Here is a 15,648-nt window from a genome sequence, read left to right on the forward strand (position 1 = left end):
CACTCACGAGAGTCCGTTGAACCAGCCCAGCACGCGCAGTGCCCTCGCAAACGTCTTTTCATTCGCAAAAGACACCAACAGCACTAAGCCGCTGCCCATACAAACGAAAAGAACGCCTCCAACGGCCTCGAAGACAATCAGAAATATCCCCAATGCCATGAACGCGGCGCCAAGCACCCCAAGCCACCTTCGGCTCCGCTTCTGCTCGGGATACCTGTTGAACATTCATTTTTCTCCTAATCAAGTAGCGCATCGATCAACTGTAGACCAGGCGCGACCACTCACTATCAACCACCTTCTGCCGCCACGCGCGGCATGGAGCATCGCTATGGAAACTGAAATCCTCTCAGACGAGGAGCTGGCGGAACTCACCGGCTACAAGGCCAGGGCCTACCAGCGGCGCTGGCTTGTGGACCGCCAGTGGGTGTTCGTCGAAAGCCGCGGGAAGCGGCCACTTGTTGGCCGGATGTACGCCCGTATGAAACTGGGCATGATCTCGCCCGCCATCGCCGACCCAAACCCTCCACCGGCGGCGCCGGCATGGACGCCTGATTTTTCGCGAGTGAACTGATATGCGCCCCCGCAAGACTGAGCATCACCACCTGCCCCCTCGGATGTATAAACGATCTCGAAAACGCAAAAACGGTAGTACCTGGACGGCCTACTACTACCGGGACCTGCTCGGCAAAGACATTTCGCTGGGCAAGGACCTCGACAAGGCCAGGATCAAATGGGCTGAACTCGAAGCCAAGGAAAAGCCACTCGACCTGCGCACCATGAAAGGCATCTTCGACCGATATATCCGCGACGTCGTCTCGAAAAAGGCGCCACGAACTCAAAAGGACAACCTGTCGGAGATCAAGCAGCTCCGGCCGATGTTCGACAGTGCCCCGATCGACTCGATAACCCCGGCAACGATCGCCGGGTATCGGGATGCGCGGACGGCCAAGGTCCGGGCAAACCGGGAGATCGCCACTCTTTCACACGTGTTCAACATCGCCCGGGAGTGGGGGCTGACTATCAAGGAAAACCCGTGCCAGGGCGTGCGCAAAAACAAGGAAACGCCACGGGACTATTACGCGAATGATTTGGTGTGGGATGCGGTTTACAAGAAGGCAGCTCAAGAGCTGAAAGACGCGATGGACCTGGCCTATCTGACCGGGCAGCGACCGGCAGACGTCCTGGTGATGCGAAAGGATGATGCAGAGGGGGGGTATTTGGGAGTGCAGCAGAACAAGACGCACAAGAAACTGCGTATCCAGATGACCACCGACGGCAAAGCAAACAGCCTGGGCCGGCTGATCGCCGAGATAACCGAGCGCAACGCCCGGCACGTCTCAAACTACCTGATCGTGAGCCGGCACGGGAAACGGATGACCGCGACGATGCTGAGAAAGCGCTGGGACATAGCGCGAGAGAAAGCGAAACTGGCGGCAATGGAAGTCGGCGACGAACTGCTGGCGGCGAAAATCGGTGGATTCCAGTTCCGTGACATCAGGCCGAAAGCTGCGTCGGAAATCATCGACGTCGGCGAGGCGAGTTTGCTGCTGGGACACACCAAAGGCGACATCACCGAGCGTGTTTACCGTCGGATTGGCGCCATTGCCAAGCCATCAAAATAGCCGAAAATCCGTTCCATAACTCAAAGCAGGCCCCTTGTAGAATGCGGTCTGTAGAGGTGCTGAAAAATTAAAGTAATGGAACGGAAAATCGCTACAAGCCGCAGCCTGATTACGTCGATATATCGGTCTTGAAAACCGTCGACTGTAACAGGTCCATGAGTTCGAATCCCATCGCCTCCGCCATATTTGTACCGATAGAGCCCTGATTATTCAGGGCTTTGTCGTTTCTGGGGTTTGGAAAAACCCGCTTCGTTCGGCGTGTATTCCATGACTGTCAGGGTTCATTTGATCGTCCGCCATTGATAGCTCCAAGCCATTTCGATGCTAGCGAGCAATCCACACACCAGCACCAAAAAAACAAAAAGCCCGACTCATTGGCCGGGCTCATCAACTCAAAGTAATCATTATGGTCTGGGATGCTCGCTCGACACCGAGTTATTGGCATCCACATCTACCATCTCTTCATCGACAGGCGCTTCGTCGTCCGCAGGCAGCGGAACCTCAGGTTCCTTCCCCTTGGGATCATGGCCTGTTTCGTTATCCGTGCCCCTCGTCACGCCCGCCTGAGAAATGTTTCCAGGCGCATTTTCATCAATGTCCATGCTGGCTCTCCGTTCTGATGCGCGGGATGTCCGTGCTTGTACATGAGAGACGACAAGCGCAGCGCAAGTGCCAAGCGTTGGACGAACGGCGGAAGGAAGCCCAGCGATCAGAAGATTTTACTCACCCAGTACGAGGTCGAATCACCCCTTGCTGTGTTCAGGTGATGTCGGCCCTTCCTTGACCCCACGCGGTCCAGCGATCCCCCAGGCAATCAATCCAAGCACCGGGAAAACGATCAACCCGATTGCCCAGGCGGCTTTTGTGCCCACTGGCTTGTCACTGCGGAACACACTGACCATTGCCCATAGGTCAACGAGCAAGATGATCACTGCTACGGCAATCGCGAAGTAACTAGCGGCTTCGGACATGATTATGCCCTCCTGATTCATATAGAGGATTAGGCCGGTCGCGATCGAAGGTTTCCAAAGTTTCAATTCGCAGGTTCTACCTCCCGCACTCAAACCTCAAGTTGTCACAATCACCGCCGACAAATTACCCAGGACCTCATCAGCATGGAGCAGCCGTGACCGTAATATCTTCTATCTCCGCCACACAGCCACTGACGGTCGCCAAAGTGGCCACCTCCGTGCCCGTCGGCCATCCCGCCGAATCGACAGTCACCGTGTCTTCGCCCTCGTCGATCGTCACTTTGCTGCAAGACAACAAAGCCATCGATGCCCAGACATATACCTCTCGGGGTGTGATAGCGGAGCTTGACGCGCCGCTTTCCTGGGAATACACGCAGCATGACAAAGTGTCCTTGCACATGAGGGGCAATTTCGGGAATTCGTCGACTGCCGGCCGGTTCCAGAACCTGGGCGCTTCACTGCTTTTGCAATTGGCTGAAACCAACAAGAACATTTCCCAGTCAGTGATTCGCTCATCGACTGGAAGACCTCTTGAGGCTGCTGAGCTGGCGGCTGCCCAAGCCAAACTTCACAGTGGCGTCGCGGACAATTCCATCAGCTTCACGCTGAAAACAGCGAGTGGCAAAACCGTCCAGTTGACCCTGTCCAGTCAGGACAATGCGCTGGCGGTGCAGGCTCAGGTCGAGGGCGGTGATCTGAGCAAAGAAGAACTGGCTGCGCTGGGCGCAATGGCGGATGGCTTTGAGTCGGCCATTCAAGGACTCACTGCGGTGCCGCCGCAACTCAAGCTGGACGCGTTGATGCAGTTCGACTCCAAAGTGTTTTCTTCGGTCGACCTGGTCACACGGTTCAAGCTCAGTGATGACAGCACGCAGACCCTTGATCTGCGTGCCGATGCAAGCCAGCGCCGCGTGCGCATGAGCGGCGCGGCAGGCGCTCTCAACATCGGCGTGGACTTGAAAAATGCTGCGATTCTCGGCAACAGCACTCAGAAGGCCAAGGCGCTCGAGAGCTACCTCCGTCAAATAGAAGCGGCGCGCGATCGAGGCGACGGCGACCAACGCCTGCTATCGATGTTCGAAAGCGCGTTCAAGACCGTACACTCAAATTACTCGGAAAGCCTCGCCGCAACCGTGCAGCAGCCCCCAGGCTCGAACCATCTGACAGACACCGACCGCAGCTTGCTCTCCGGCCTGGCCGATTTCAACGCGACGGTCACCGAGAAGACTGTAAACGGTAATCCTGCGCGGCCCGGCGAGCTCGATTCGTTTAGCTACGACTTATCCCAATCCACGCAATCCAAAGGTCTGAATCGGCTCAATCGCACCCTTGTCCAGAACCAGCAATCTCATCTGACAGCCCAGTACCATAAGCCACTGTATGCCGGGCAAAAGCTGGAACTGACCACTGACTCGGAATCGCAGAATTACCGGTACTACCAGATCAACGATCAGGCCAGCAGCACCAGCCGCATCGGTTATGTCGAAGGTGAGATGGTCGAAGCATCCGTCAGCCATTCGGCAAGCCAGTCCACGCGCATTTCCAAATACATAAAGGGGCATTTGGAAGAGGACAATGTGATCCCCGCCTCGTCCTCGAAGACGCAAAATTTCCTCGTCGTTCTGCAACAAGCACTGGAGCAGGACAAGGCCGCAACACTGGGACGGGGCACGTCATTGCTCGAATACACCTTGGCCACTATTCAGGGCAACGTGATGTTGATCAGCAATCCGAGCGAGCTCAAGGGTTAACGGTACACGGAGTGAGCGGCGTGAGGTCATCGGCCAATTGCGTGCGGCATGGGACGGCGTGCTGATGGTCGCCGGTGGCTACGACCCCGAGACGGCGGAACAGGCCCTGATCGACGGCCGCGCGAACATCATCGCGTTCGGCAGACCGTTTCTGGCCAACCCTGATCTGCCACGAAGAATTCGCGACGGGTTGTCGCTCTATACGCCCGACCCGAGCACCTTCTTTGGTGGCGATCAGAGTGGATACGTGGATTACCCGGTTCATCCCTGACCGTCGCTGCGCATTTGATTTACGCGCTCTACACCGCTAAGGACAGGGGGATGGGGCTGCGCGCCGCGATGGCGCTCCTGGATAGAGCAATCAACGCCAACCCAGGCGCACCATTGCAGTGCAACTCACTGGCGCAAAGCCGTTTCCTCGACTAGGGTTTCTACCGAATCGAATGGCCCTTTTACCCAGTGGGCGCGTGCTCAAGGAGGATAGATGACGTCCATTTACAAAGCCCAGAAAATCTATCGCGCCTGGTCCAGCCCTATCTTGCTTGCTCTCAAGGAAAGAGAGGACCAACTGGACCAAAATGCCCGCCAGGCACTTGATAATGTCCTGGCAGAACGAAGGCTGATAGACACCGGCAACCCTTCTGGCCCCGAACGTCGCCGCCCGAATTCCTGATGGCTTCCCTGCCAGCAACTGTTTAGCAGGCCGGCCTGTTCATCGGAAACTTCAAGGGCTCCCTTGCGGTGGTGGCCAGTAGCCGCTACACGTTAAGGTGAATTCGGAAGGAGTACGCGAGGATGATTCCAAGATTCGTTGTGGTTCCTGCAATTCCCACGGAAACGGGATCAACGCGCAACGGAACGCGCTTCTACTGCAAAACCGCCCCCATAGGGTTCAACCTCTATGACAATGAAGAAAAGCGCAGGCTTCCCACCACCTACCCGACACGGACAGAGGCCGAGGAAGAATGTTTGCAGCTCAATACCGAATGCCTTCAATGCATGTTAGCTGAGCACCCCCACGTCAACGTGCCCTGAGCGCATGCAAGACTGAATGCAGGAAAAACTTCACTTCTTTTCTGAAGATGACAAAAGTCCGAAACATAAGGAACTGGCACTACGCCATCAATGTCGTAGTGGCAGCACCTGGAGATTCGGATGACCCGCCCTCGATATTTTCAAATCACGTATGGCTTTAACAAGACTCGGCAAATTTTTGTTCAACCCGACTCCCACATGACTGAGGCAGACGCTTGGTACTACGCCTGCCTGCACTCGGGAATCGGGTTTTCGTATGGGGACAATCACGCTCAACAAGATTTCGATGCGCTGCGCTGCCATGCACAGGAATATGGCCTGATGCAGGTCAGTTGGGAGGAGTTACCGTAAATGCCAGTGTGCGGTTGCCTAAGTGCCGCCGCCCACGCCCTCTGTAGCCTTTGCAAATGCAGTGTTCGCCTCTTGCACTAACTTGCGCCATTCCACGCCGCTGATCAGCCCGAAACGCTCCATTTCATCAGCCGCCTTGAGCAACTCGTCGTACTGCTCTTCAGCATCCATGCGAATTTCCGGCTCGTTCAGGAGCTTGCGCCAGGCAGCCAGGGCTTCGTTCTTTCGGTCATCATTCATCGCCAAACTCCCAAGGACTGTTGTTACTTGGAAGTTTTCCGGCGAATCACCGTTCCACGGTTCCGACATACGGCGCTAATACGAAACTCACATGCAGTGAGTTACAAGCAGCTGCGAACCGCTTTACGCATCGCGTCCGACTTGGCCCATGGTGGCCCCTGATACAGCGAGACTCGACTGCCATCCTTGTATTTCACGATGTCCAGAATCTCGTCAGCCGTAATAATGCTTGGCGCGTTGATCCGGTAGCCATTGGAAATACCGATCTGAGTCGTTTTGGGGACTTCCTGCTGCCATAGTGGCAAAAGACACGCGGCGTATTCTTTGGGCGCCTTGTTACTGTACTTGCTGACGTTAGGCTCACCTGGAACCAGGGATGCCGGCAATGAACAACCCGCCAGCATCGCCATCGCTACTCCCCCAATCAACATCCGCATGACGCTTCCTTATCCTGAAAAACGGGAAATGTAGCGCGTAGCGGTCCAGACATCCATCAATAGAATCGTCGCTCAGGGGGTTACGTTGTGGTCGTCGGGGCTCGGATAAGACCGTTCGTTCAAATACGTCATCCATCGCTCATACGCTTCATGCTGCCATTGAGTGACCCGCTCCCACTCCGGCCCGTTCAACTGATGGGCCGAAATCAGCTTCATCATCTCCGTGGTGGCTGCGTCGAGATCAACTATCAGCTCATGCGCATGGAACCTGAAATCATCGGTAGTGGTCATTTTAAAGTTGCCTCGCCCTAGCGAACATTCGCCACTTCAGTACGACATCACACCTGTTCGTTCGCGCTCATTCTCCCGACAAGCGGCGCACCTTCCATCCATTGAGCAGCAGAGGAGCAAACGCCCCGCCCGTTAATTGGGACTACTCTTTTGTAGCGGGGTATCAGCAGGAGGTCATCATGTGGCTCAACGAAGATGAAAACGAACTTCGGCGTGACCTGCAAGGCGTTGCGTCGGACCTGAGGTGGTCGGCAGTGGAACTCTTGCGCATCGCAGAGCAACTACGCCTGGCCGGCAATGATGTGGATGCGCAAGCTGCCATGAAGTTGTGCGACCTGTTTCAAGGTGATGAAGAGCGACTGGCGGGCTATGCCGAAGAAGTGAAAGCCAAGATCATCAGCCGGACGAAACCTCAGAAAGCTCGTTAACGGGAGCGTTGTCATGAACACGCCTCTATTCGCGCTGGTCGTCGTGCTGGCGGCGACGGGTGGCTGCAGCTCTGATTCACACGTTTATCGGGACCAGCCACTGGTCGCCAAAGTCGAGTCCGGCATGAGCAAGGATCAGGTTCAGCAGATTGGCGGTCAGCCTTTAACGATAACGGAGCGCACAGTGGTGCCTGGCACTTGTTTTGACTACAAGTTGACGCAGGCCGGTCAACAGAAGGCTTACAACATCAGCTTCGATGACAGGGGCAAGGTCGACCACAAAAGCTTCATGACCTGCGCGGAATGGAGTCACGCACAGCAAAAAGCCAGGGAACCCTCTCGCAGTGCAGGCGGCGGAGGTTACTAGCCAACATCGGGTAGCGACCTAGCTGGAAGCTGGCTTATTACAAGTGTCCCGCCATTTATCCGCGAACGAATTGATCTTTCGGCTTTTGAGTTCTGGAGAATCTTGGACCGGCTGGTTGTACGCTTCGTTGATCAACATGGCGCCCAACTTGTCATGATCAGGATTACCCGACTTCACGGCCAGCAGACTTTCCTTCGATTCGCCATTTTGCCGAGACTGCATGATCGATCCGGCCAATGTACGGAAAACATCGCAGACCTTTTGATTGGTGTGGATCTCGCCTTGCGTCTGGGCTTGCACCTGACCGACACCGGCAAGGTAAAGAGCAGACAACATTGCCAGAGCAGTCCCGCGACCTTTCAACATGCTTTCTTCTTTGAATTGACAGCGGCCACCCTATCATCCCAATGTCACGTTTAAAATCCTCCCGCCCCTGGTTTCAAGACAAAAAAAGCCCCGGCATCCCAGGGCTTCAAGCTCACGTTCATTCTGATTTCTCGCTTGGCGTCGATCGAACCACTCTTGCTCTGTAGGCAGGAAGCGCTGCCGCAAATGCCAGTGCCTCTTCTCTGCTGCCAAAGGCACCGAGACGGTCGCCTTTGGTACACACCCGCCAAGGGCCGTTGTTTACGCTGAGTACGTCATAACCGTTCATGTGCATTTTATTCAGCATCGGAACGCTCATAGTCACCTCCTTTTCGGCAGTGATAAGCCACGATTGACTTGGCTACCTTACACCCGGCCTTTGCCCAAGTGCCGACCAGACGTCGTGTCAGGTTTTCGACATCCCTTTGCACTTTCTACCGCCTACCTGACTCCAACCCTTTGAAACAGAGGCATGGGCCTGAATATTGCATTTTAATGACTGTTTTATGACAAGCGGCGGTTTAGTAACACATGAAAGTACGGGCAACAGTCATTTGCGAACAGGATCGGCATGTTCTCCTGGTGCGCAAACCCAGATGTCGCTGGACCTTGCCCGGGGGAAAAGTCGAGCGTGGTGAAACCACTGCGGGTGCAGCCATGCGCGAACTCCAGGAAGAAACAGGGCTTGGGGTCGACGGTTTGTTGTATCTGATGGCGCTGGAAACGGGCAGCACCCGGCACCATGTTTATGAGGCGTCGGTGCTCAACCTGGACGAGGCACGGCCACAAAACGAAATTTTCGATTGCATGTGGTATCCGCTCGACGCTGTCCAGAACCTGAACACAAGCGACGCCACGCTCAAGATCGTCAGAGCCTTCCAGCGTCGCCTGTAAGTTTACGCAGTCGTCTCAGCCCTGGTCGCCACCGCCCACCGGCATGATCATGCCGGTGATGTACGACGCCTCGTCGCTGGCCAGAAACAGAATAGCGCCGGCCTGCTCATCGAGCGTGCCATAGCGTTTCATCAAACTGCTGTCGAGCGTCTGCTCGACGATCTGCTGGTACCAGACCTTTTCTTCGGCGCTTTGCTCGGTGCTGTTACGCGGTATGACTCGCGGTGGTGCTTCCGTGCCACCGGGCGCAGTGGCATTGACGCGGCCCCCACGACCGGCGGTTTCGAACGCCAGGCAAGCAGTCAGCGCATTGACGCCACCCTTCGCCGCGCCATACGGCACGCGATCGATGCTGCGAATATATAAACCCTGTTCCATCCTTGTATAAAGGCCCACTCTCACCATCAAGAATTTAACTCTGGAACCCGCTCCGGGTTTTATACTGTGGTTCCCAACAGGGTACCGACTCCTGCTGCCACCGCCATCGAAAGCGCACTCCAAAAAGTCACACGTAAAACCCCATTTTTAATATTCGCCCCACCGACCTTGGCCGCCAAGCCGCCAAGGATAGCAAGGAAGACCAACGACGCGACGACGATGACTGGGATGAGATGTTCTTGTGGAACTACTACGACCACGAGTAATGGTAGTGCCGCACCTAGGGCAAAGCTTAGCGCAGATGCAAGAGCAGCCTGTAATGGCTTTGCACTCATCGCATCGGTGATTCCCAACTCATCTCGGGCATGCGCCCCCAAGGCGTCGTGATCCATTAGTTTAGTCGCGACTTCTTTTGCAAGCGGCACCTCAAGTCCTCGCTCAACATAAATTCCTGTCAGTTCACGATTCTCGCCCTTCGGATTTTCCTGAATCTCAATTCGCTCCGCCTCTAGGGCAGCCGCCTCCGTGTCGGCTTGGGACTGCACGGAAACGTACTCTCCGGTAGCCATCGACATAGCACCGGCGACGAGAGCAGAGACACCCGCTATAAGGATGCTGTTGTGAGTTGCGTGAGAGGCGGCTACGCCCAGAATCAGACTTGAAGTTGAAACGATTCCGTCATTGGCCCCCAATACGGCAGCGCGCAGCCAACCAATGTTGTCTATTGGGTGTTTCTCTTTATGATGCGCTGCCATTCTGGAATTCTCCGTGTGAAAAATTGCATTAGGTCAGGTCTCTGGCGTCATGAGCACCGTGAGATTCATGTTGATGAACGGAGATCCAATCACCGGTAATGACTGAATCAACCGATTAAATTTCAGAAAGATGCTTTACGCTGCCCTTTTGTACTCAAACCAAAATCACTTGGTCAGCCAGGACTCGATCTTGTCTGAGCCGTATTTCGCTTTCCGCTATTTCAAATTTTGTGATAGTCGCCCTTGGTTCCACGACCTCACCCGATTCCGGATTCTTGTAAACCTACCTCGCGAGGCTTGCGGGTGCCCGATTGCGGCAGGGCAGCCGGAGCGCGACGACCAGCCTGTAGATCAAGCAGGTTGAAGATGTCCTTCAAGCTGTTGCCGTACTTGGTAAGTAAAGCGAGAAGCTTCGTTTCAAATTCGAGGACGCAAACTCAACATCGGAGAAAAAATTATCTGAAACGCGGTGCCGCCGATGTTTGCGTTGGGCTGGTGACTTAGCGAGCCACCCAGATTTTTAACAAGCGAAGTAATTACTTTCATTCCCAACCCCGACATTTTATCCACACCAAAGTCGGCTGGAAGTCCCTTGCCATTGTCACTTACGGTCAGGCAATACTGATGTTCATATGGTGCCAATTGTACATCGACCTTGGTGGCACCATATTTTAAAGCATTCGTCACCAATTCATTAACGATAAGGCCGAGTTGACTGAGTTGTTCGCTCGCCAAGGCGAGTGGGACGGCTTCGACCGAGATAGCTACCTGATCCCTACAACCTAACATTGCTGATAAGCCAGCACACAGTTGAACCAGATAGTCAGCACTATCGAGCGTCGTGGCAGCCTTACCGACGTTAATATGCTGATGCACATTTGCTACTGCAAATATTTTGGCAGCCGCTCTTGAAATCTCCTTAGCCGCTTCAGAGTTGCCCAGCTGAGCACTCTGAATGCTCAGCATTGACACAATCAAATGGAGGCTATTCATGACTCGATGGTCAATTTCCTCGGCCATCAAGTGGGAATGATTCAGCGCTGCTTCCTTCTCAGCTATGGATCGCATGGCGGAAAGGCGCAGTTCAAGCTGATCCATTACAACGCTAGCAAGATCCGCCAACGTGTCTATCTGATCTTGGGTAACCGTGCGCGGCTGCGTGTCCAGCACACATAACGTACCGAGATTGAAGCCGTCGTGAGTATGCAGCGGCACACCCAAATAAAATTGAAGACCAAATTCGCCTGCGACAAGGGGATTAGAAAGCGTTCGAGGATCATGCCTAGCGTCTGTTACTAACCAAGGCCCATTCTGTAAGATCGCGGAGGCACAGAGTCCTGGATTGCGGGAAATTTGATTTGCGTCGAGCCCATGATGGGATTTGAACCAGATTCGATCTGTATCGACGATGCTCACGATTGCTATCGGAGTACCGAGAAGGCGCGCTGCTATTGCGGTCACACGATCAAATGCGCCGTCCGGAGGGGAATCAAGAATGGCGTACCTACGAACGACGTTCATCCGAAGGGATTCATCTGGAGCTGTTTCACTGGAGCTAACGGAATGAGGCGTGGTGTTCGCAGTCATTTTTACTCCCGAACGGCTCAAGGTCACTGCTTTAAGTGGGTTATCCGATGGAATGCCCGCTTTCAAACCGTTGCACCAAGGTCGCACTCGATTGGTGGCCTGGATGGTAGCAGAACGATGTATGGTCTCACGTTTGTATAAGGGGTGTCAGGAAACGCACACAGACCGTTGCGATCATCCAGTGGGTGGTGGCAATGATCGCGCTGCCCGCAGTTCTATCCCTCACCCACCTTACCTGATCGTAAAATCCGTGCCAGCGAAACGACAAGCACCTACAGGGCTGATTCCGCGCCTTCGCTAGCAAGCCTTCCGGTGAGTAAAGGACTGTGCAAATCAGGCTCACCATTCTTTGGTGAATCGAGGCTAAGGTTCATGTAATGGAGATTCAAATTCCACGACTAGACCGTTTTCATCGCCCCCGCGGAGCTACCCAGAGGATGTAACTCTTTAGATGGGCAGGACTCGCACAATTCAATGATTATCTAAAAAACCAAAAAAGAGGTGATGATGTCTCCCTTTGATATTCAACGGATGTTGATAGATGAGTTCCCACTATCATTTTTGCTAGAGGTAGGGTTTCGGGCAACTTTTGCCTTTCTTGCCGTTTTCTTGTTTTTAAAATCAAGTGGCCGGCGCGGGATAAGACAGCTCTCACTTTTTGAGTTGGTCGTGATTTTGACGTTGGGCTCCGCTGCCGGAGACGTGTCCTTCTACCATGATGTACCACTGTTGCCCGTCGCAGTCGTTTTCCTCACGCTGTTGCTGCTCTATCGCATGACCGTTTTGGTCATGACCAAAAGCAGGAAATTTGAAGCATGGATTGATGGTCTACCTGTAACCGTCATTCGCAATGGCTTATATGAACCTAAATCCTTGGAGAAGCTGAATATTTCATCGAGTGAAATATTGATGGAGCTTCGACAACGGGGCGTTGAGCACCTAGGCCAAGTAAGATTGGCGCTTATGGAAACAGATGGAGACATCAGTCTTTATTTTTTCGATCAAGAAGACGTTCGCCCTGGTTTGTCAGTCTTACCTTTAGAGCATCGTGCGGAGTTTATAAAAGTGCCCGCCTCGGGACTTTATTGCTGCGTGAGTTGTGGCTTTGCACAATCTATTCATGCAGGGCAACAAGCACGCTGCTCACGGTGCGATCATGATCTCTGGTCAACGGCGCTGAGCACTCGACGCTGTAGGTGATGGTTGCTGGAAACAATCCCACTAGGCATCAGTCAAATCGACAGGCGCCAGCATTTTGAGGAGGAACAGATGAAGGTATTCATAAGCTCGGTGGTAAGGGGATTTGAGCAATTCAGAGCGGCTGCAAAGGACGCTGTAGAAGCTCTGGATATGAAGCCGATCATGAGTGCGCATTTTGGAGCCCGCACCTATTCCTCCGAGCATGCCTGCCTGACAGAGGTTGATCAGTGCGACGTCTTTGTGCTCATCTTGGGCGCTAACTACGGCTACGAGCCTGAGCCGGGTATGTCGGTTACTCAGCAGGAATTTCGCCAAGCAGTCAGCAGGCGAAAACCGATCTTGGTCTTCATTCAGCAGACGGAATTTGATGAAAAGCAGGCCGTGTTCGTCAACGAAGTATCTGACTACAAGCTAGGTTTCTTTCGCGCCTCATTTTCCGGGCCGCAGGAGTTGCTAACGGCGATCATCCAAGGCCTTACCAGGAGGGAAAAGTCCAAAAGCTCTGTTCCCGAAAAGGAGTTTCTAGAACGCTTAAATGGGGCTTCGAACTCGCGTGCTTACGGAAGCCATTCTTACGCACCGCGCCTCGAGTTCGCATACTTACCGCAGCCTACCGAGAATCATGCGGTGCATGAAGCGTCTCAGCGCCGTTATGAGATTTTTCAAAGTCTTCATAGCTTGGGCCTCGCAACACTCAAGCAAGGCTATTCAGATTGGGATGACAAATCGTTTACCGGCCTGAAGTCGGGAGATACAACCTGGCGGGTTTTCGACGACGGGCTGATTCTCATCGAGACAGATGCAAGTGTGCCTGTGCAAGGTCGTTCGGCTGGCCTCTACTTCGTGTCTCCCACTCATCTCTCTAAACTGCTCCTTTCCTGCTTCCAGGTGGCCGTATTCGGGAGCGGCTGGTATCGCATCACGCTAAAAAACCTTGAGATGGCGAAGTTAGAAGAACCACCAGCGACTATGCCCACCAGTTACTCAATGCCAATGCATCGCGAAAAGGCGGTCAGTGAATCGCGCCTTTTTATCCCTGCTACGCACCCCATAGCAGAGCAGTGGGTACAGGAAAGCGTCGCAATGTAGTAATCAAAATCTCGTGGTATCAAGAAAGGACTAGGGCATCCGGCGGTTGAGTATCGACTCCACTTACTCAAAACGATAGCTGTGATCGAAGGGTTCCAGCGCAGAAGCCCTAGTCGAGCACAAAGCCGCCGGACGGCTCAAGTCATTAGGGCGCTACATGCGTTTGGAAAATCTTGCTAACCACAGTCCACTTGCCTTCGACTTTCAGCAGATGAAAGAAGTCGGTGAAAGAGATGCCTGACATATCGTTGGCGTCGATTCGAGCACTAGCGGCAGTACCTACAATCTCTATGCGGGTAATAGCAGCCTTTGCGTCAGGAGATGGGCGGAAATCCTTGTCGATCCCATCGAACAAGATTGGAATCGCTCCGCCGGACAACTTTCCATCGGCACCGACGCTGTACATCGTTGCATGTTCGTTGAACGCGGGCTTCATGATGCTGCTCTTAGCCTGTCTGCAGCCCTCAATGTACTTGTTCAAGACCTCAGTGATAGCTTGGTGTTCGTCCACGTACGTAGGTTTGTTCATTGTTTTATTACTGATAACTTGTGGGTCGCCTGGTAGGTTTTCTGCTTGAGCAATCGAGCCGAAGCTCGAAATTAGGGCGACGAAAAACAAACTCTTGATAAAAGTAATTTTCATTTTTTAACTCTTAATTTAATAAGGAATTCGATTATTAATTTATGCTCAACTGCAAAAAATACAGCGGGTGTTCCGAAAACCTTGGTGCTACTGTAGCTTCGCAGTGAAACCAACGATGTGTTTTCAACGATGATTCCTGCAGATTCACCTGCGGACTCTTTTTTTGAATCTACTCACTCAGACTGGTTTTGAGCTCTTGAGATGCCTGCTCGATCGCGGTGCGGGGCGCCGGCAGATGGCTGAATGCGTTCGAAAGCCCAAAATCGTGAATCATGCCGTTGTAGCGTACCGACTTAACAGGCACACCCGCAGCATCGAGCTTGCGGCCGTAAGCTTCAGCTTCATCGCGCAGGACATCGAATTCGGCAGTTTGGATCAGCGTCGGCGGCAAGCCTTTTAACTGCTCGGTTGTCGCCTGCAGCGGCGACGCGTAAATCTGCTTGCGTGCTTCGGCATCGAGTGTGTAATTGTCCCAGAACCACACCATCAAGTCCTTCGTCAGGAAGTAGCCGTTGGCAAACTCCTTGTAGGACGGCGTGTCAAAATTTGCATCCGTCACCGGACACAGCAACACTTGCGAACGTAGTGCTGGTGCGCCCTTCTCGTTCGCCATCAAAGCAACCACGGCTGCAATGTTCCCGCCTGCGCTGTTGCCAGCTACGGCAAGGCGTTTGCCGTCTACGTTCATCTCCTTGCCATGTTCGGCCACCCATTTTGTCGCAGCATAGGCTTGCTCGATGGCGACGCCATATCCCGCCTCAGGCGAGAGGGTGTAGTTAACGAAGACCGCCACCGCTCCCGAGCCTACCACCAAGTCACGCACCAGCCGCTCGTGGGTCTGGAAGTCGCCCAACACCCAGCCGCCGCCGTGGAAGTACATGAACGCGGGTAGGGTTTTCTGATCGCTGCCGACCGGGCGCACGACGGTTAGCTTCAGGTCGCGGCCATTGACGCGGATCGTCATCTCGCTGACATCAGCTGCCGGCAACGACACCTGGGGGGCAGCCTGGGCGGCCACCAGCGTGGCGCGGGCCTCGACCGGCGTCATGGAGTCCAGCGTCTTGACGCCTTCAAGGGATTTCAAAAATTCTGCTACGTGGTGTTCAACGCCCGGCTGGTCGGCTGCAAGTGCATCACCAAGCGACAGCGTCACGACGGAAAGGGCGAAAGCGGAAGTGAGGATCTTCATGATCTTTCCTATGTATAGCCTGAATGTCTGCATCATCAAATAACGAGCAACTTT

At 53.9% G+C, this 15,648-nt stretch carries 22 protein-coding genes and 2 pseudogenes; 11 read left to right on the plus strand and 13 right to left on the minus strand.

What is annotated here, in order from left to right:
- Positions 1–3: 3 nt before the first annotated feature.
- The gene (locus tag ACIQV9_RS04155; RefSeq protein ID WP_403098390.1) at positions 4–225 is read right to left on the minus strand and encodes a hypothetical protein; all 222 of its coding nucleotides are present in this window, start codon (positions 223–225) and stop codon (positions 4–6) included.
- Positions 226–328: 103 nt separating this feature from the next.
- On the opposite strand from ACIQV9_RS04155, the gene ACIQV9_RS04160 reads away from it, so the two are divergent.
- Positions 329–571, plus strand: coding sequence for a DUF4224 domain-containing protein (locus ACIQV9_RS04160; protein ID WP_403098392.1), 243 nt, complete (start codon positions 329–331; stop codon positions 569–571).
- A 1-nt stretch (position 572) separates the two neighbouring features.
- The gene (locus ACIQV9_RS04165; RefSeq protein ID WP_403098394.1) at positions 573–1,622 is read left to right on the plus strand and encodes a tyrosine-type recombinase/integrase; all 1,050 of its coding nucleotides are present in this window, start codon (positions 573–575) and stop codon (positions 1,620–1,622) included.
- 404 nt (positions 1,623–2,026) lie between these two features.
- On the opposite strand, the gene ACIQV9_RS04170 is transcribed toward ACIQV9_RS04165, so the two are convergent.
- Both ACIQV9_RS04170 and ACIQV9_RS04175 read right to left on the minus strand, forming a co-directional pair.
- Positions 2,027–2,224: a hypothetical protein gene (locus ACIQV9_RS04170; RefSeq protein WP_403098396.1), complete on the minus strand. Its 198-nt coding sequence runs from the start codon at positions 2,222–2,224 to the stop codon at positions 2,027–2,029.
- A 141-nt stretch (positions 2,225–2,365) separates the two neighbouring features.
- Positions 2,366–2,593: a PLD nuclease N-terminal domain-containing protein gene (locus tag ACIQV9_RS04175; RefSeq protein WP_403098398.1), complete on the minus strand. Its 228-nt coding sequence runs from the start codon at positions 2,591–2,593 to the stop codon at positions 2,366–2,368.
- 155 nt (positions 2,594–2,748) lie between these two features.
- Here ACIQV9_RS04175 and ACIQV9_RS04180 point away from each other — a divergent pair, with 155 nt between their 5' ends.
- From ACIQV9_RS04180 to ACIQV9_RS04195, 4 genes and pseudogenes are all read left to right on the plus strand, one after another.
- Entirely contained in the window at positions 2,749–4,344 is a 1,596-nt protein-coding gene (locus ACIQV9_RS04180; RefSeq protein ID WP_403098400.1) for a lactate dehydrogenase, read from the plus strand.
- A 25-nt stretch (positions 4,345–4,369) separates the two neighbouring features.
- Positions 4,370–4,615 (plus strand): annotated as a pseudogene (locus tag ACIQV9_RS04185) (alkene reductase); the annotation flags it as partial.
- A gap of 213 nt (positions 4,616–4,828) precedes the next feature.
- Positions 4,829–5,017 carry a hypothetical protein gene (locus ACIQV9_RS04190; RefSeq protein WP_403098402.1) on the plus strand — a complete coding sequence of 63 codons (189 nt, stop codon included), beginning with the start codon at positions 4,829–4,831 and terminating at the stop codon, positions 5,015–5,017.
- Positions 5,018–5,499: 482 nt separating this feature from the next.
- On the plus strand, positions 5,500–5,730 hold the full coding sequence (locus ACIQV9_RS04195; protein WP_403098404.1) for a DUF6555 family protein: 231 nt from the start codon (positions 5,500–5,502) through the stop codon (positions 5,728–5,730).
- An 18-nt stretch (positions 5,731–5,748) separates the two neighbouring features.
- Here ACIQV9_RS04195 and ACIQV9_RS04200 read toward each other — a convergent pair whose 3' ends face one another.
- From ACIQV9_RS04200 to ACIQV9_RS04210, 3 genes are all read right to left on the minus strand, one after another.
- Positions 5,749–5,970 (minus strand): hypothetical protein, encoded by a 222-nt coding sequence (locus ACIQV9_RS04200; RefSeq protein WP_403098406.1) that lies wholly within the window; start codon positions 5,968–5,970, stop codon positions 5,749–5,751.
- Positions 5,971–6,071: 101 nt separating this feature from the next.
- On the minus strand, positions 6,072–6,407 hold the full coding sequence (locus ACIQV9_RS04205; protein ID WP_403098408.1) for a hypothetical protein: 336 nt from the start codon (positions 6,405–6,407) through the stop codon (positions 6,072–6,074).
- A gap of 72 nt (positions 6,408–6,479) precedes the next feature.
- Complete coding sequence (locus tag ACIQV9_RS04210) at positions 6,480–6,698, minus strand: hypothetical protein (protein ID WP_403098410.1); 219 nt, start codon at positions 6,696–6,698, stop codon at positions 6,480–6,482.
- A 179-nt stretch (positions 6,699–6,877) separates the two neighbouring features.
- Here ACIQV9_RS04210 and ACIQV9_RS04215 point away from each other — a divergent pair, with 179 nt between their 5' ends.
- On the plus strand, positions 6,878–7,126 hold the full coding sequence (locus tag ACIQV9_RS04215; RefSeq protein ID WP_403098412.1) for a hypothetical protein: 249 nt from the start codon (positions 6,878–6,880) through the stop codon (positions 7,124–7,126).
- A gap of 13 nt (positions 7,127–7,139) precedes the next feature.
- Positions 7,140–7,493 carry an osmotically-inducible lipoprotein OsmE gene (gene osmE / locus ACIQV9_RS04220; protein ID WP_403098414.1) on the plus strand — a complete coding sequence of 118 codons (354 nt, stop codon included), beginning with the start codon at positions 7,140–7,142 and terminating at the stop codon, positions 7,491–7,493.
- Between the two features lie 18 nt (positions 7,494–7,511).
- Here osmE and ACIQV9_RS04225 read toward each other — a convergent pair whose 3' ends face one another.
- Positions 7,512–7,859, minus strand: a complete 348-nt coding sequence (locus ACIQV9_RS04225; protein WP_403098416.1) for a hypothetical protein — start codon at positions 7,857–7,859, stop codon at positions 7,512–7,514.
- Between the two features lie 118 nt (positions 7,860–7,977).
- Positions 7,978–8,178: a DUF2188 domain-containing protein gene (locus ACIQV9_RS04230; protein WP_403098418.1), complete on the minus strand. Its 201-nt coding sequence runs from the start codon at positions 8,176–8,178 to the stop codon at positions 7,978–7,980.
- Positions 8,179–8,390: 212 nt separating this feature from the next.
- Here ACIQV9_RS04230 and ACIQV9_RS04235 point away from each other — a divergent pair, with 212 nt between their 5' ends.
- On the plus strand, positions 8,391–8,753 hold the full coding sequence (locus tag ACIQV9_RS04235) for an NUDIX hydrolase (RefSeq protein WP_403098420.1): 363 nt from the start codon (positions 8,391–8,393) through the stop codon (positions 8,751–8,753).
- A 15-nt stretch (positions 8,754–8,768) separates the two neighbouring features.
- Here ACIQV9_RS04235 and ACIQV9_RS04240 read toward each other — a convergent pair.
- From ACIQV9_RS04240 to ACIQV9_RS04250, 3 genes and pseudogenes are all read right to left on the minus strand, one after another.
- Positions 8,769–9,110 (minus strand): annotated as a pseudogene (locus ACIQV9_RS04240) (SDR family oxidoreductase); the annotation flags it as partial.
- An 80-nt stretch (positions 9,111–9,190) separates the two neighbouring features.
- Positions 9,191–9,886: a VIT family protein gene (locus ACIQV9_RS04245; RefSeq protein WP_403098422.1), complete on the minus strand. Its 696-nt coding sequence runs from the start codon at positions 9,884–9,886 to the stop codon at positions 9,191–9,193.
- Between the two features lie 417 nt (positions 9,887–10,303).
- Positions 10,304–11,473 carry a sensor histidine kinase gene (locus ACIQV9_RS04250; protein ID WP_403098424.1) on the minus strand — a complete coding sequence of 390 codons (1,170 nt, stop codon included), beginning with the start codon at positions 11,471–11,473 and terminating at the stop codon, positions 10,304–10,306.
- Between the two features lie 507 nt (positions 11,474–11,980).
- Between ACIQV9_RS04250 and ACIQV9_RS04255 the strand changes: the two genes are divergently transcribed.
- On the plus strand, positions 11,981–12,673 hold the full coding sequence (locus ACIQV9_RS04255; protein WP_403098426.1) for a DUF421 domain-containing protein: 693 nt from the start codon (positions 11,981–11,983) through the stop codon (positions 12,671–12,673).
- A gap of 69 nt (positions 12,674–12,742) precedes the next feature.
- Positions 12,743–13,762 carry a DUF4062 domain-containing protein gene (locus ACIQV9_RS04260; RefSeq protein ID WP_403098428.1) on the plus strand — a complete coding sequence of 340 codons (1,020 nt, stop codon included), beginning with the start codon at positions 12,743–12,745 and terminating at the stop codon, positions 13,760–13,762.
- Between the two features lie 145 nt (positions 13,763–13,907).
- Here the strand turns inward: ACIQV9_RS04260 and ACIQV9_RS04265 are convergent, their stop codons facing one another.
- Positions 13,908–14,291, minus strand: coding sequence for a nuclear transport factor 2 family protein (locus ACIQV9_RS04265; protein ID WP_403098621.1), 384 nt, complete (start codon positions 14,289–14,291; stop codon positions 13,908–13,910).
- Positions 14,292–14,574: 283 nt separating this feature from the next.
- Entirely contained in the window at positions 14,575–15,594 is a 1,020-nt protein-coding gene (locus ACIQV9_RS04270; RefSeq protein ID WP_403098430.1) for an alpha/beta hydrolase, read from the minus strand.
- Positions 15,595–15,648 lie beyond the last annotated feature (54 nt).

Source organism: Pseudomonas sp. NPDC099000, from assembly GCF_044759925.1.
Lineage (GTDB): Bacteria > Pseudomonadota > Gammaproteobacteria > Pseudomonadales > Pseudomonadaceae > Aquipseudomonas.